Below are 13,370 nucleotides of genomic sequence, written 5' to 3' on the forward strand. Positions count from 1 at the left end.
ATTTTAAGGCATCAGTTAATAGCTGATGCCTTTTTCTTTTTAAAATAATCTCGAAAATTCCTTCATTTTAATCTTGACAAGTGCACACAAGAGCACTATATTTGTAGTGAACAAATGAGCAGGTAAAATGAAAAACAAATTAACCGACCGGCAAAAAGAAATTCTTAGTTATATCCAAAAATTTGTAGAAGATAACGGATTTCCACCCACTTTAAGAGAAATTGCGGCACACTTTGGATTAGCTTCAACATTTGGAGTGAAGCGGCATCTTGACGCCTTAAAAAAGAAAGGTTATCTGAAAGTTGAAAGTTACGCAAGCAGAGCAATTACCCTTAATAAAAAATCTTTTGATGAATCTGATTCGTCAACAATCGAGTACAATTCAAAAATCATTTCAATTCCGGTTGTTGGTAGAGTTGCTGCTGGCTCTCCGATTCTGTCAGAGGAAAATCTGGATGGTACAATTGCAATCGATTCAAACTTTTTTGGAAATAGTAAAAATTGCTTTGCTTTCAAGGTATCAGGTGATAGTATGATAAATGCCGGAATTTTCGACGGTGATCTTGTTATAGTTAATCCAAATGAAAAAGTATCACAGCATGATATTGTTGTTGCAAGAGTTGATGATGAAATTACGGTCAAGAATTATGAAAAGAAAAACGATAAAGTTTTTCTCATTCCACAGAATGAAAAGTATGAACCAATAATCGTTACTGAAAAAAATAACTTTTCACTTGTTGGGAAAGTAATCGGCGTTTTAAGATGGTTTAATTAAAAAGGAGTTTAAAATGAAAACTGACATTTTCCGTGAGGCAATAAAAAACAGAAATAAAATCAGATTTTATTATGGTTTGCATCAATGGGTTGTTGAGCCATATTATGTTGCTAAAGACAGAAATGGTAATAAGGTTTTATATGCAAAAGTGTCTTCAACTAATGAAGTTAAAAAATTTGATTTCAAAAAAATGGCGAACATAAAAGTTTTCGATAATTATAAATTTTCTCCGGTAATTCCTATTATTCCAATGGCTTCATAAGGAGGTTATTATGAATTACGATAGAAGAAAAGATGTTGATGCACTCATTGAGCAATTTTGGAAAAGAGGTTATCTGACTGTTTGCAGAAAGTATGGAACTTATCTACCAGAACCTGACAAAGTGGGTATTTATGATGTGGATGTTATCGCCCGCTACAAAGATTCATATGCCATCGGAATTGTTTTGAACGACGAGGACTTTTTTGATATAGCTAAAACTCAGAATAAAATTGCCTATCTATCAACACGGCAAACTAAATATAATGGTAAGAAGGTTGCGCTATTCGTTGGTGTTTCATTAAAGAATTACAGGAAAGCAAAAAGTCTTGTTGATGATTTGCCCGAAGAAGTCAGGAAAAATATTCGTTTGATTCAGATTATTGACAAACAGAATATTGAGCAACCAACAAGAAGAAGAAATAATGATGTGATTTTCTCCTGAAAAAATCATGTAAATATTACGCTTTAATTAATCAATCCGAATAATACTACTGTTTAATTTCTTGATTTTCTAACACTCCGAATTTAACTTTACACGCTCAATCATTAATAGGATTTGAAATTGAGTAAGAAAAAATCAGCTTCTGATGAAAAACTACAGAATGAACTGAAAAAGTCCGGTGAAATTCCCAAACACATCGCCATTATTATGGATGGAAATGGCAGATGGGCTAAAAAAAGGGGACTTCCAAGAGTAGCAGGGCACAAAAGAGGTGTCGATACCGTCAAAGACATAGTTGAAGCTTGTGCTGAAATTGGTGTCAAGTATCTAACCTTATATACTTTTTCAACCGAAAACTGGAAAAGACCTAAGGAAGAAGTTTCAACTTTAATGCGATTATTGCTTAATAGTCTGCGCGATCGTGTCGATGAGCTTTGCGAAAACGATATACGGCTTACAACTATTGGTGATACTGATTCACTTCCATACGAAGTTCAAAAACAGTTGAAAGCTGATATCGAAAGAACAAAGAATAATAAAAAGATGATTCTGAATCTTGCTCTAAGTTATAGTGGACGATGGGAAATTATTGAAGCAGTAAAAAAGATTTCCAGAGCAGTTGAAAAAGGTGATTTGAAGCCAGATGAAATTAATGAGCAATTGTTCTCAAAGTTTTTAACTACTAAAGATTTGCCCGACCCGGATCTGGTTATCAGAACAAGCGGTGAATTCAGAGTAAGTAATTTTCTTCTTTGGCAAATTGCTTATTCCGAATTTGTGATTACTGATATTTATTGGCCTGATTTTAACAGGCATCATTTGTATGAATCTATCCGCGCATTTCAAAAGCGTGAAAGAAGATTTGGTAAAGTTAGTGAACAAATTAAAAAAGAAGTCAACTCAAAAGGCGTTACGAATGCAGAAAAACTTCCTTCTCAGATTAGCTAGTCTATTCATTGCTCTTTCAATTATTATTTCATATCAAAGTGCTTTTGCACAAGGACAAACAAAAGTTTATAAGATTCTTGGTATAACTGTTTCCGGGAATAAAACTGCAGATGCAAATGCAATTATCTCTGCAAGCGGTATAAAGGTTAATGATGAAATTCAGGTTCCGGGAGATAAGACTATCAATGCAATAAAAAATCTTTGGGCGCTCAATATTTTTAAAGATGTTCAGCTATTGATTGATAAAGAAATTGGTGATGGAATTTTTCTTCTGATTAAAGTAGAAGAATATCCGCGATTCGAACGAATTGTTTTTGAAGGCAATGATGAGTTAAGCACAAGTGATTTGGAAAAGAATGTTACCTTTCTCAGAGGCACTGTCATTAAACCTCAGGACATAGCCAAGCTAAAACAAAAGATTATTAAAGAATATGAAAAAGAAGGTTTGCTGAGCGTAAAAATTCAGGAAAAATTCTATACCTTTTTTGCCGCTGATACAACCAAAGATGAAATTATCACAAGATGGAGAAATGAAAAAGATTTTTCGGATGAGTATGAATACCGCTATGACAGAGGTGATACAAAATATTCTGATTTGATTTCTAGAATTAAGGACAGAGTAATTATCAAATTTATTATTGAGGAAGGTGAAGAAGTCCGTGTTAGAAAAATTGAATTTGTTGGTAACAAAGCTTTCGATGAAGGTGATTTGAAAGGTGCAATGGATGAAATTAATGAAGCAAAATGGTGGAAATTCTGGGGAAGTGGCAAATTTGATTTTGAGAATTATAAAAAAGATAAACAAGCAATCGTAAAATTTTACAGAAAGAATGGCTACCGGGATGCTGCAATAGTTTCCGATACACTAATTTATTCCAATGATAAAAAAGATTTAACAATTCGGATGGAAGTTTATGAAGGTCCTCAGTATAAAGTTAGAAATATCAATTGGGTTGGAAACACTGTTTATCCAAGCAGCATTCTTGCAGAAAGATTAGATATTGGTAAAGGTGACATTTTTGATGCTGAAAAATTTGAAAAGAATTTACGAGGAAATGAAAAACAAACAGATGTATCTTCGCTATATCTTGATAACGGTTATCTTACATTCAATCTTCAGACAAAGGAAATTAAAGTAGCAGAAGATTCAGTTGATATAGAAATCAGAATTGAAGAGCGAAATCAATTTACTGTAAACAGAGTTGATATTGAAGGTAATGATAAAACAAAAGAGAAAGTAATCAGAAGAGAACTTTATACTATTCCCGGAGACTACTTCAATCGCGGGCTGCTCTTAAGGAGCATTCAGAATCTTGCAAACCTTCAATACTTTAATGTAGAAAAACTCTATGGTGCAGAAGGAATTGGAACAAAACTAGCAAGCGACAGCACTGTTGATATCTCTTTCCGGGTTGAAGAAAAATCAAGCGATTATTTAAATGCATCAGTTGGATATAGTGGTGCTTTTGGATTTAGCGGAGCAGTTGGAATAACACTTACAAACTTTTCTATAACCGAGCCATTCAGACTTGGTGGTGGTCAGATATTAAGTTTCAACTGGCAATTTGGTGTTGGTAGTCTATATAGAACATTTACACTTGGATTTACAGAACCCTGGTTGTTTGATACTCCAACTTCTGTTGGTGCAGAAGTCTTTGATACAAGGCAACAGTATGTTTATGATTTAAGACAAACAGGTGCTACTATTAGAGTTGGGCGTAAACTTCGCTGGCCTGATGATTTTTTCTATGTGCAAGGTCGAGTCAAATACCAATATAACAATGTGCTCGAAGGACAAGGTTTTTATGCCGAAGGTAAAACCAACCAATATACTTTAGGTGCATTGATTGCAAGAAAAGATATTGATAATCCAATTTTCCCATCAATCGGTTCTTCAATACAACTTGATGCAGAAATTTCCGGAGGTCCATTCTTACCTGGTGATGTTGATTATCTGAAAATCGGTTTTACATCAGAATGGTATAGAAGACTTTTCAATACAAACAGAATAACATTATATACAATTGCTGATCTCGGATACATTGATGAAATAGTTCGAGGTACAAACATCCAACCGTTTGAATTTTATTATATGGGTGGAAATGGTTTAATTATCGCAACAACATCACTTCGCGGATATGATGACAGATCAGTTGGTCCGAAAAATGTTGATGGCAGAGTCATCGGTGGTAGAGTAATGGCAAAGTTTGGTACTGAATTAAGATTAGCTGTATCAATTGAACCAATACCATTATATGTTCTGGCATTTGCTGAAGCAGGCAATGTTTTTGAAAGTTTTGAGAAAACAGATATTTTTGACCTCCGTCGATCAGTTGGATTTGGTGCAAGATTACTGATAAATCCAATTGGTTTAATAGGTTTTGATCTTGGTTATGGCTTCGATCGTAAAGCTGTAAATGGAAATGATCCTGCGTGGCTCTTCCATTTTCAGTTTGGAAAAGGATTTTAATAAATGTTCAACATTAAATAAAGAAAGAGGATTAAAAAGTGAAAAAGTACTTAGTGTTATTTTCCGTTCTTTTTGCAACTACATTATTTGCACAATCTCCTTTAAAGATCGGTTATGTTGATTCGGAAGTTATTCTTACACAATTCTCCGAAGCAATTAAAGCTCAGGGTGATCTTGATGCTTTAACCAATAAATGGTCAGCTCAACTTGATTCTATGACACAGGCATATCAGAAAGCTATTCAGGACTATCAGAAGCAGGCTGAAACAATGCCTAACGATAAAAAGCTCGAAGCTCAGCAGAAAATTGTAAAGATGGAACAGGAAATTCTTGAATTCAGAAAGCAGAAATTTCAGCAGGGAACCGGAGAAATTTATGCAAAGCAGGAAGAACTTTTTGCTCCTGTAAAGAAAAAGATTTATGATGCAATTCAGAAAGTTGCAAAAGAAGAAGGTATGTCTTTCGTTTTCGATAAAAGCGGAGACATTCTCTTACTTTATGCTGACTCTGCTTTTGATATAACATTCAAAGTCCTGGATACACTTAAAAGAGGCAGCTAATTTTATATTTGAAAAGTTCTCCCATAATTTTTGGTGGGAGAACTTTTTTATTTTATTGTAATTTTTCCTCAGAAAAAATCTGCAGGTATTAAAAATGAAAAAATATTTTGTATTTGTCCTTTTATTTTTCCCGGCATTAACTTTCGCTCAGCTTAAAATTGGTTACATTGATTCAAATGCGCTGATGGATCAACTTCCCGATGTTCAGGATGCCAGACAAAGACTTGATGCACTTATTCAGGAATGGCAAACTGAATTAAACAGACTTGAATCAGAATGGAAAACTAAGTATGATGATTATGAGAAAAGAAAACTCATAATGTCTGAGCAAACCCGTGCTGAAACAGAATCAGAACTTGTTAAACTTGAAAATCAGATTGCAGAATTTCGTGAAAAGAAATTTGGAACAAACGGTGAATTGTTTCAGAAACAGGATGAATTGATGAAACCTGTTCAGAATAAAGTTTTTAATGCTATTAAAGAAGTAGCACAGGAAGACGATCTCGATTTTGTTTTTGATAGAAGTGGTGACATAATGATTTTGTACGCAAAAGATAAATATGATATAACTGCAAAGGTTCTTGCCAAACTTAAAATTTAAATGATTAGTCTTACAGTAAAAGAAATTGCCAAATTAGTCTCCGGTAAAATAATCGGAGATGAAAACGCAATTATTAATTCTGTTGCAAAAATTGACGAAGCAAAATCCGGCGATTTATCTTTTATCTATCTACCAGCTTACGAAAAATTTCAGAGTACAACAAAAGCATCAGCTCTTTTAGTCAAACCTGATCTTCAAAAAACAAGAAATGATATAACCTACATCGAAGTTGAGTCACCAGAAAAGGCATTCTTCCTAATTCTTCGTGAATTTTTCACACCTGAATTTCCACTATCAGGAATAGATGATACTGCATTCATTCATCCTGAGGCAAGGTTGGGAAATAATGTTGCTGTTGGGAAGAATGTAGTTATCTCGAAAGGTTGTCGCATCGGTAATAACACAAAAATATTTCATAACACAATCCTTTATGAAGATGTTGAAATTGGAAATGATTGTTTGATTTTTTCCAACATAAGCATCAGAGAAAAATGCAAAATTGGTAATCGTGTTATAATTCATTCCGGAACTGTAATTGGTAGTGATGGTTTTGGTTTTAATCCTGATGAGAAAGGTGTATATCAGAAAATTCCACAGATTGGAAATGTAATAATTGAAGATGATGTTGAGCTTGGTGCTAATGTTGCTATTGACAGAGCTGCATTAGGTTCTACAATAATTAAGCGCGGAACCAAAATAGATAATCTAGTTCAGATTGCTCACAATGTAGTGATTGGCGAAGATACTGTCATTTCATCACAGACAGGAATTTCTGGTAGTACAAAAGTTGGTAATCATGTTATTATAGCAGGACAAGTTGGAATCGTTGGACATATTGAAATCGGAGATAATGTTGTACTGATGGCTCAATCGGGAATTTCCAAATCAATAAAGAAACCAGGATATTATTTTGGTTATCCTGCCAAAGAATTAAGAACCTCTCAGAAATTAGAAGCTCACATAAGAAATCTGCCTGATTATGCTGACAAGATTAAAAAGCTCGAAGAAGAAATAAAAGAACTAAAGAGTAGGCTGACATCTAATCCCTGAAGACTGCCTTCATAAATTAATTTTAAATAAGTTTTTACTGCTTTAAATAAAGTCCTAATTTTTTACAAAGATTTTGTAACAAATTTTTTTCATCCGGATTTAATGCTTCGAAAATTTTTTCTATTTCCACCACAACAGCGGGAAAAATTTTTTCGAATTCTGACTTGCCTTTCTCAGTTAATGAAATAATATGAACTCTTCCATCATCTTTGCTTCTGTTTCTTTTGATTACTTTCCGCTTACGAAGGTTGTTTATGATCATCGTCATATTACCCTCAGTTCGCATTATCTTTTCAGCTAAAATCTTTTGCGGCAGATTTCCGAGATGATAGAGAACATCAAGCACATAAAACTGACCATCAGAATAACCATAAGAATTTGTAACTGCTGCGATTTTACTTTTTACAATTTCAGAAGCACGAAATAATTTTATAAAACTATCCAGTGAATTCTTTTGTTCAAATGAGCCATTGAACTTTGAACCCATTAATCCTTACTCCTTGGAACAATTAAAGTGAGAATGGCAGTAAATAAAGCAGCACCAACAATTGACCAGATAATTGGATATTTAATGCCACCAGCTTCAAATGAAATCAAATCGGGAAAGTTAAACTCTCTTGCCAGAATTGTTCCGAAATAAGCACCGATAAAGCCAACTACGATTGAAATTATGCATCCACCTTTTTTAAATCCAACAAGTGTTCTTCCAATACTGCCAGTGATAGCAGCTATTATCAGTAAAATAATTATGTCAAGCATCTTAACCTCTGAATAATTCACCCAAAAAATAAGTTTTATTACTGAGAAAATCTTACAATATTTAAAGTGAATTTATCTCCTCACAAGATTGTTTGAAATTTTAAAAAGGAATATGAAACGAAAAGATTTTATTAGAACTTCAATTTTTTCTTTACTTGGGTTTATCTTTTTTCGGAATGAAGTTTACTCAAAATCCGAGGATGAATCTATTAATTTCAAACCAAATCCATCTTTGTGGAAAGATGATGAAATAAATATTGCATGGATTGGTCATTCAACAGTACTGATTAATTTTTTTGGAGTTAAAATTTTAACCGATCCGGTTTTGTATGAAAGAATAGGTCTTTATTTTCTTGGAATTACCTGGGGACCAAGTCGCTTTACTCATCCAGCATTGAATATTGACGAAATGCCCGAACCTGATATTATTTTACTTTCACACGCTCATATGGACCATATGGATTATCAGACTTTACTTGATATCACAACTAAGTTTCCTAATAAAATTGACTGCTTAACTGCTTTTAATACTATGGATGTTATTGCAGACCTGAAATGGAAGTCTTTGCAGGAAGTCGATTGGAATGAAGAAATTATGATTCGGGATATAAGATTCAAAGCTTATGAAGTGCAACATTTCGGTTGGAGGTATCCCTGGGAACGTGATCGTTCGAAAGGATTTTTTGAAGATGGCAGAAGTTACAACGCTTATCTCATTTCTTATAAAGGAAAAAATATTTTATTTGGTGGTGACACCGCAATGACTGATAAGTTTAAAGATGTTGATGAACAGATTGATATTGCAATCATGCCAATTGGTGCTTATCGTCCCTGGCGAAAAAATCATTGTAATCCCGAGGAAGCTTTGATAATGGCAACAGAACATTTGAAAGCAAAATATTTTATTCCCATCCATACTAAAACTTTTAAGCAAGGAACAGAGCCAATCACTGAGCCATTATCCTGGCTGAAAGAATCATCAAAGAATTATTCAATTAATTTGGTTATTGATGATATTGGACAAACTTTTACAATTAAAGAAACCTGATTTTTATGAAACAGACAATTAAAGAACTTAAAGAAAATTTTATTTCCGACTCTGAATTTTTTGTTAAAGAAATTGATAAGCTTTATTCATTAAATGATAATCAACTTAATTGGAAACCAGCTTCTGATGTATGGAGTGTTGCTGAATGTGTTGAGCATCTTGCAGTAACAAACAAACTGTATTTTGATGAAATGGAAAAACAGTTGTCTGAAAAGCAAATCAGTTGTAATGACTCTGAAGAAATTGTTAAACATAAATTTTTCGGAAAGTTGATAATAAAAGCAGTTGATCCTGCCAATGTTAAGAAAACAAAGACCTTCTCGGTATTCAAACCTGAAAAAAGTTCATCTGATAATTCTGTTATTGATAAACTGATAAATATTCAAAAGGATTTAATAAATCTTGTATCAATATCTCTCAATATTGATTTTAATAAATATGTGATGTCTTCACCAGCTTCAAAACTTATCAAAGAAAATTTTTCGGATGTTTTAGAAATCATCCGATTACATAACCAAAGACATTTATTGCAGATTAATAGAATTGTAAGTGATAAGAATTTTCCAAATTAGTCAACTGATTGATTTAACTTAACTAAATCAAACAGGAGTTATAAAAATGAAAGATTTAATAAAGTTGTTTTTCATTATTATGATTATACTCATGAATAATTCCTGTGAATTAAATGAATCGATGGAGGATGGCTATTACCACGATTGGTCATCTGATTATTTACAGTCAACGAGTAACGATAGAATAATCCCGGATTCTATAAAAACTCTTTACAAAACGGATGCTTCAATTCTTGCATTAAGAATAATGATAGCAGATACTTTTGCCAGAGACAACATAGCTGAAATTAATGAGAATTTAATTGATGAAATCTATCGCGGACTTATTTGTATTTACAATTTGAAGAACTATCGTCCGATAAACGTTTTTGTGGACAACTTTAAAATTCATGCTCGGGAGGATCCAAGTTTAACCCGATTAATCGTTGTGGTTGATACAACAAAAGAATGGACTCGTGCCTGGATAAATGGACAAAGATTAACCGGATATCAGCAGATTGATGATTTGATACTAACATATGATTTACAACTTGGTGAAAGGTGGTATTTTAGTAATTACCACACATTGATTTCATCTAAACCTCTTAATTTACTTGCTCTGAAAAATTTCTTCAAAAAAATTGATGGTGTGCTCGATGCTGGTCCTGATGGTCTTATTGGTGATGGTAATGATATAGTTTTTAATTACTCCCGTTCGAATAAGATTTATACATTTGTTATGGGATGGGGTGATTGTCTCGCAGGATGTATGTTTAAACATTATTGGGAAGTTGCAGTTACGCCAGATGAAAGGGTAAGATTTATCAAACAATATGGAGATCCAATTTAATGTCAAAGTTATCAAAAGGATTTATTCATATTTATACTGGTAATGGAAAAGGTAAAACTACTGCTGCTTTGGGACAAGCACTGCGAGCAGCTGGTGCTGGATTAAAAACTTACATCGCACAGTTTATGAAAGAATATCCTTATTCAGAATTGCAGAGTGTGAAATTACTAAACGAGTTTATAACAATAGAGCAGTTCTGCGGCGATGAATTTGTTTATAAGAAACAATTGCCCGATGAATCAGAAATTAAAAAAGCAATTGATGGATTGAACAAAGCTAAAATTAAAATGATGAGTAAAGATTATGATATCATAATTCTTGATGAAGCAATTGTATCAATCTACTTTAAACTTCTAACGGTTGAACAGATAATTGATTTTATAAATTATAAACCTGCTGATGTAGAGCTTATTCTTACCGGAAGATATTGTCCTGAAATATTGATTGAAAAAGCTGATTTGGTAACTGAAATGAAAGAAATCAAACATTATTATTCAAAAGGCGTTACCTCACGAAAAGGAATAGAATCCTAATTGATTGATAAACAGAAATTATTTCGCAATGGTATTGGGAACTTTTTACTCTGAAATTACATTTATTATTAGCATTTTAGTATCAACAATCTTTTAAAAACAATGTCACAAATAAAACAATCTTACTTTTTAGACTTTTATAACAATCTTGTCGAAGGCAATAAGGAAAGATGCTCGGAAATAGTAAAGACACTGATTGATGAAGGAGTAGATTTAAAGGAAATATATGTCGAACTTTTTCAAAAAGCTCTTTACAGGATTGGAAAACTTTGGGATCATAATGAAATAACAATTCCAGAAGAGCATATGGCAACTCAGATTGTGGAAGCATTGATTAGCAAGTATGCTCCGAGTTCACCGACTAATAGCAAGAATAAAGCAGTTGTAACTTGTATTGATAAAGAATTTCATGAAATCGGAGCTAAAATGGTTGCACATATCTTCGAAATAAATGGTTGGAAAACTTATTATTTAGGTGCATCAGTTCCTTTAAGAGAGTTGCTTAAATTTGTTAAACAATCCGATCCTGATATAATAGCACTTTCGTGGAGTCTCTATCTGAATCTTGCTCGTTTTCTTGAAGTTGTAGATAGCCTTACAAAACTATTCCCAACCAAGAAAATTATTGTTGGCGGACAAGCGTTAGAAGAAAATTCAAATCAGTTACTTAAAAAATATCCGAATGTTAAACATATTGCCTCCATTTATGAACTGGATGATTATCTAAAAAAGAATAATTAAAAAAGCAGGGCAAAGAAATATCTTTGCCTTTTAATTTACTTTAATATAAATTTAAGTGAGCTTAAATATTAAATAAACTGGACTTAAATGAAAAACATTTCTAAAGAAGATTATCTGAGTGCAATTTATAAACTTCGTGATGAAGCTGGTGAAATTAAACCAAATTTAATTGCAGAAAATCTTGAAATATCTCCTGCTGCTGTAACGGATATGCTTAAGAAACTTGCCGTTGATGGGTTTGTTCAGTACAAAAAGTATAAAGGAATTAAGCTTACATCAAAAGGAGAAAAGTATGCTGTCAATATGATCAGAAAGCATCGTCTCTGGGAAACTTTTCTTTATGAAACACTTAATATGCCCTGGGAAAAAATTCACGATGAAGCTGAAAAGCTCGAGCATTCGTCATCTGATGAGTTAGTTGATAAACTTGAAGAGTTTTTAAATTACCCGAAATTTGATCCTCACGGCTATCCGATTCCAGATAAATCGGGTTCACTTCCAAAACATAAGCCTGTTATAGCTTTATCAGAACTCAACAAAAATGATAAAGGAATAATTGCACGGATAAGCGATTTTAAGAGTGAATTACTTTTATACGCAACACGGCAAGGATTAACAATTGGACAAAAAATTTCGGTAAAAGACAAACTTGAATTCGATGGTTCAGTTTTAATTAAGACCAGTTCAAACGAAGTAAGTCTGAGCAAAAAGATCGCTTCAAATATTTTTATACAAAAGGACGATTAGACTATGAGTGAACCTTTAACACTTTTGCTTATAGGATTTGCAATTATACTTCTGGTTTATGTTTTGGTGAAACCTGAAAACGGGTTAATCACTTTACTGATAAAAAATAAAAATGCAAATCAAAAAACTCTTCTCGAAGATGCATTGAAATTCATTTATAACTGTGAATACAACAATATTAATTGCACATTAAACAGTATTGCAGGTAATCTTGGCATCTCTGCAGATTTTGCTGCCGGTATTGTGGCAAAACTTCAGAATATGGGATTGCTTCAGGTTGACAGGGATTATCTGGCTCTCACTTCTGAGGGTAAATCTTATGCTTTGAGAGTAATACGCGTTCATAGATTGTGGGAAAAATTTCTTGCTGATGAAACGAGTATGACAGAAAAAGAATGGCATAAAGCTGCTGAAGAAATTGAACATAAATTGTCAGAAGAAGAAGCTGATAAGTTAGCTGCACAAATTGGCAATCCGGTTTTTGATCCTCACGGAGATCCAATACCAACCGCATCAGGAGAAATTCCTGAAAAAGCTGGTAAGCATCTTACTGAAATGCAACCTGGTGAAATGGCAACTATAATTCATATTGAAGATGAACCACACGCAATCTACAGTCAGATTCTTGCAGAAGGATTATACCCGGGAATGCAGATAAGAATGATTGAAGTAAATGATAAGAGAGTAAAGTTTGAAGCAAATGGAGAGGAATGTATCCTTTCACCATTAATTGCAAAAAGTATTACAATTGGTCCGATAAAATTTGAAAAACCTGTCGAAGGTAAATTGAAAACTCTTTCACATCTGAAAGTTGGAGAAAAAGGAATTGTAATGGGAATTGCAAAATCTTTAAGAGGACAGCAAAGAAGAAGATTGATGGATTTAGGAATAGTGCCTGGTACTGAAATAGAAGCCGAGCTTGAAAGTATTTCCGGCGATCCTGTTGCTTATCGTGTCAGAGGAGCTACTATTGCATTAAGAAAAGAACAAGCAGATAAAATTTATCTTGTTAAAGATGAGGAGAAAAATTGAT

Annotated in this window: 17 protein-coding genes; 15 read left to right on the forward strand and 2 right to left on the reverse strand. The window is 33.2% G+C overall.

The window, feature by feature from the left end; genetic code table 11:
• The first annotated feature begins 127 nt into the window (after positions 1-127).
• From lexA to lpxD, 8 genes are all read left to right on the forward strand, one after another.
• Complete coding sequence (lexA, locus tag Q0X14_RS12935) at positions 128-775, forward strand: transcriptional repressor LexA (protein ID WP_297839356.1); 648 nt, start codon at positions 128-130, stop codon at positions 773-775.
• Between the two features lie 13 nt (positions 776-788).
• Positions 789-1,037, forward strand: coding sequence for a hypothetical protein (locus tag Q0X14_RS12940; RefSeq protein ID WP_297839359.1), 249 nt, complete (start codon positions 789-791; stop codon positions 1,035-1,037).
• A gap of 10 nt (positions 1,038-1,047) precedes the next feature.
• Positions 1,048-1,479: a hypothetical protein gene (locus tag Q0X14_RS12945; protein ID WP_297839362.1), complete on the forward strand. Its 432-nt coding sequence runs from the start codon at positions 1,048-1,050 to the stop codon at positions 1,477-1,479.
• A gap of 120 nt (positions 1,480-1,599) precedes the next feature.
• Positions 1,600-2,427, forward strand: a complete 828-nt coding sequence (locus Q0X14_RS12950) for an isoprenyl transferase (RefSeq protein WP_014559366.1) — start codon at positions 1,600-1,602, stop codon at positions 2,425-2,427.
• Entirely contained in the window at positions 2,396-4,897 is a 2,502-nt protein-coding gene (gene bamA / locus Q0X14_RS12955; RefSeq protein ID WP_297839366.1) for an outer membrane protein assembly factor BamA, read from the forward strand. Before Q0X14_RS12950 ends, bamA begins: the two co-directional genes overlap by 32 nt.
• 38 nt (positions 4,898-4,935) lie before the next feature.
• Positions 4,936-5,457, forward strand: a complete 522-nt coding sequence (locus Q0X14_RS12960) for an OmpH family outer membrane protein (RefSeq protein WP_297839368.1) — start codon at positions 4,936-4,938, stop codon at positions 5,455-5,457.
• A gap of 94 nt (positions 5,458-5,551) precedes the next feature.
• A complete protein-coding gene (locus Q0X14_RS12965) occupies positions 5,552-6,058 on the forward strand; it encodes an OmpH family outer membrane protein (protein ID WP_297839371.1) in 507 nt (168 codons plus the stop codon).
• Positions 6,059-7,108: a UDP-3-O-(3-hydroxymyristoyl)glucosamine N-acyltransferase gene (gene lpxD, locus Q0X14_RS12970; RefSeq protein WP_297839374.1), complete on the forward strand. Its 1,050-nt coding sequence runs from the start codon at positions 6,059-6,061 to the stop codon at positions 7,106-7,108.
• Positions 7,109-7,142: 34 nt separating this feature from the next.
• Here the strand turns inward: lpxD and Q0X14_RS12975 are convergent, their stop codons facing one another.
• Both Q0X14_RS12975 and Q0X14_RS12980 read right to left on the reverse strand, forming a co-directional pair.
• Positions 7,143-7,595 carry a MarR family winged helix-turn-helix transcriptional regulator gene (locus Q0X14_RS12975; protein ID WP_297839376.1) on the reverse strand — a complete coding sequence of 151 codons (453 nt, stop codon included), beginning with the start codon at positions 7,593-7,595 and terminating at the stop codon, positions 7,143-7,145.
• Positions 7,595-7,867, reverse strand: coding sequence for a hypothetical protein (locus tag Q0X14_RS12980; protein WP_297839378.1), 273 nt, complete (start codon positions 7,865-7,867; stop codon positions 7,595-7,597). Before Q0X14_RS12980 ends, Q0X14_RS12975 begins: the two co-directional genes overlap by 1 nt.
• A gap of 112 nt (positions 7,868-7,979) precedes the next feature.
• Here Q0X14_RS12980 and Q0X14_RS12985 point away from each other — a divergent pair, with 112 nt between their 5' ends.
• The 7 genes from Q0X14_RS12985 to Q0X14_RS13015 all read left to right on the forward strand — a co-directional run bounded on the left by Q0X14_RS12985 (position 7,980) and on the right by Q0X14_RS13015 (position 13,369).
• Positions 7,980-8,915 (forward strand): MBL fold metallo-hydrolase, encoded by a 936-nt coding sequence (locus Q0X14_RS12985; RefSeq protein WP_297839380.1) that lies wholly within the window; start codon positions 7,980-7,982, stop codon positions 8,913-8,915.
• A gap of 5 nt (positions 8,916-8,920) precedes the next feature.
• The gene (locus tag Q0X14_RS12990) at positions 8,921-9,487 is read left to right on the forward strand and encodes a DinB family protein (protein WP_297839383.1); all 567 of its coding nucleotides are present in this window, start codon (positions 8,921-8,923) and stop codon (positions 9,485-9,487) included.
• Positions 9,488-9,533: 46 nt separating this feature from the next.
• On the forward strand, positions 9,534-10,316 hold the full coding sequence (locus Q0X14_RS12995) for a hypothetical protein (protein ID WP_297839384.1): 783 nt from the start codon (positions 9,534-9,536) through the stop codon (positions 10,314-10,316).
• Positions 10,316-10,849, forward strand: coding sequence for a cob(I)yrinic acid a,c-diamide adenosyltransferase (locus Q0X14_RS13000; protein WP_297839388.1), 534 nt, complete (start codon positions 10,316-10,318; stop codon positions 10,847-10,849). The genes Q0X14_RS12995 and Q0X14_RS13000 overlap by 1 nt, the downstream gene beginning before the upstream one ends.
• Positions 10,850-10,951: 102 nt before the next feature.
• A complete protein-coding gene (locus tag Q0X14_RS13005) occupies positions 10,952-11,590 on the forward strand; it encodes a B12-binding domain-containing protein (RefSeq protein ID WP_297839391.1) in 639 nt (212 codons plus the stop codon).
• Positions 11,591-11,677: 87 nt separating this feature from the next.
• On the forward strand, positions 11,678-12,337 hold the full coding sequence (locus Q0X14_RS13010) for a metal-dependent transcriptional regulator (protein WP_297839394.1): 660 nt from the start codon (positions 11,678-11,680) through the stop codon (positions 12,335-12,337).
• 3 nt (positions 12,338-12,340) lie between these two features.
• Positions 12,341-13,369 (forward strand): metal-dependent transcriptional regulator, encoded by a 1,029-nt coding sequence (locus Q0X14_RS13015; protein WP_297839397.1) that lies wholly within the window; start codon positions 12,341-12,343, stop codon positions 13,367-13,369.
• Position 13,370: the final 1 nt, after the last annotated feature.

Source organism: Ignavibacterium sp. (assembly GCF_025998815.1).
Lineage (GTDB): Bacteria > Bacteroidota > Ignavibacteria > Ignavibacteriales > Ignavibacteriaceae > Ignavibacterium.

Excerpts from the sequence above, each read along its gene's own strand:
- lexA (WP_297839356.1), top strand. The coding sequence starts at position 128 with ATGAAAAACAAATTAACCGACCGGCAAAAAGAAATTCTTAGTTATATC.
- Q0X14_RS12940 (WP_297839359.1), top strand. The coding sequence starts at position 789 with ATGAAAACTGACATTTTCCGTGAGGCAATAAAAAACAGAAATAAAATC.
- Q0X14_RS12945 (WP_297839362.1), top strand. The coding sequence starts at position 1,048 with ATGAATTACGATAGAAGAAAAGATGTTGATGCACTCATTGAGCAATTT.
- bamA (WP_297839366.1), top strand. The coding sequence starts at position 2,396 with ATGCAGAAAAACTTCCTTCTCAGATTAGCTAGTCTATTCATTGCTCTT.
- Q0X14_RS12965 (WP_297839371.1), top strand. The coding sequence starts at position 5,552 with ATGAAAAAATATTTTGTATTTGTCCTTTTATTTTTCCCGGCATTAACT.
- lpxD (WP_297839374.1), top strand. The coding sequence starts at position 6,059 with ATGATTAGTCTTACAGTAAAAGAAATTGCCAAATTAGTCTCCGGTAAA.
- Q0X14_RS12975 (WP_297839376.1), bottom strand. The coding sequence starts at position 7,595 with ATGGGTTCAAAGTTCAATGGCTCATTTGAACAAAAGAATTCACTGGAT.
- Q0X14_RS12980 (WP_297839378.1), bottom strand. The coding sequence starts at position 7,867 with ATGCTTGACATAATTATTTTACTGATAATAGCTGCTATCACTGGCAGT.
- Q0X14_RS12985 (WP_297839380.1), top strand. The coding sequence starts at position 7,980 with ATGAAACGAAAAGATTTTATTAGAACTTCAATTTTTTCTTTACTTGGG.
- Q0X14_RS12990 (WP_297839383.1), top strand. The coding sequence starts at position 8,921 with ATGAAACAGACAATTAAAGAACTTAAAGAAAATTTTATTTCCGACTCT.
- Q0X14_RS12995 (WP_297839384.1), top strand. The coding sequence starts at position 9,534 with ATGAAAGATTTAATAAAGTTGTTTTTCATTATTATGATTATACTCATG.
- Q0X14_RS13000 (WP_297839388.1), top strand. The coding sequence starts at position 10,316 with ATGTCAAAGTTATCAAAAGGATTTATTCATATTTATACTGGTAATGGA.
- Q0X14_RS13005 (WP_297839391.1), top strand. The coding sequence starts at position 10,952 with ATGTCACAAATAAAACAATCTTACTTTTTAGACTTTTATAACAATCTT.
- Q0X14_RS13010 (WP_297839394.1), top strand. The coding sequence starts at position 11,678 with ATGAAAAACATTTCTAAAGAAGATTATCTGAGTGCAATTTATAAACTT.
- Q0X14_RS13015 (WP_297839397.1), top strand. The coding sequence starts at position 12,341 with ATGAGTGAACCTTTAACACTTTTGCTTATAGGATTTGCAATTATACTT.